Here is a 1128-nt window from a genome sequence, read left to right as displayed (position 1 = left end):
ATTGGGCCGTGCCACCACGGGTAGTAAGACATACCAATCACATCAAAATCGACACCACGCTGGGTGATTTCATCAAACCACCAACGGAAGAGACCGTTATCACCTGCTTCAGCGAGGTGCAACATGATTTGAATGTCTTTACCACTGTCGTTGTCATGCACCGCTTGGATGCCGGTTTTTAAAAGCAGTGATAGACGGTCGAATTCCTTACCATCTTGACCCCAACTCTTACCCTCAGGCCAAAGCATGCCACCATTCAGTTCGTTACCAACTTGAACCATGTCTGGCACGACACCCGCAGCTTGGTGTGCTTTCATCACCTCTGCTGTATAGTCGTAGACTTTCTGTGTTAGGTTCTCAAACGTAAGTTGCTCCCACTCTTTTGGCTTTTGTTGCTTTTTAGGGTCAGCCCAAAAGTCGCTGTAATGGATATCAAGCAGGAATGACATACCGTTTTCTTGTGCGCGTTTACCAAGCTCAATGGAACGCTCTAACGTGTTATTACCGCCACCAAATACATCACCAGTGGCTGACATTGGGTCTACCCACAAACGTGCGCGAATAGAATTAACTCCACTATCTTTTAATATTTTAATCAGATCTTTTTCATTGCCAACTTGGTAATATTTCCCACCCAATTTTTCTATTTCAGGCAACATGGAGATATCCATACCACGAATAAAATCAGCTCTCAGTGTTGGAGCAGTTATAACAGGAGCAGTTATAACAGTATTATCCACATCAGCATTAATATCAGAGCTGTTATTATTTGAAGTATTTACAGATTGACAGCCAGCCAAAGCCACTGCCGCACTAATAAGTGCAACCTTAAATTTTGTATTCATATTTTTCTCTCTAGTATTAGCCTTTTGTACTACCTGCTGTTAAGCCAGATACAAAGTATTTTTGTAGTGATAGATAAAGAAGCGCTACAGGTATTGAAATAAGCACAGCACCCGCTGCATATGTGGTATAACTCGCCCCCATTTTTTCTACGACCAAATTATATAAACCGATAGGCAAAGTATAATTTTCAGGCGTTCTTAATATCGTTGTCGCGAGAATAAAGTCCCCTAGTGGTCCGGTGAAAGAGAATAATGCTACTACTGCAATAATTGGTTTTGAAAT

At 41.8% G+C, this 1128-nt stretch carries 1 protein-coding gene and 1 pseudogene; both read right to left on the bottom strand.

The features are described 5' to 3' along the window. The coding region (locus R7127_RS26695) for an arabinogalactan endo-beta-1,4-galactanase (RefSeq protein ID WP_318148735.1) at window positions 1-845 on the bottom strand (845 nt) is incomplete at its 3' end. Window positions 846-861: 16 nt separating this feature from the next. Further along, a pseudogene (locus tag R7127_RS26690) lies at window positions 862-1128 on the bottom strand (sugar ABC transporter permease); the annotation flags it as partial.

This window comes from Vibrio sp. 1159, assembly GCF_033340395.1.
Lineage (GTDB): Bacteria > Pseudomonadota > Gammaproteobacteria > Enterobacterales > Vibrionaceae > Vibrio > Vibrio alginolyticus.
The sequence above is the reverse complement of the archived record's forward strand: the minus strand, read 5'-3'. Positions and strand labels throughout refer to the sequence as shown.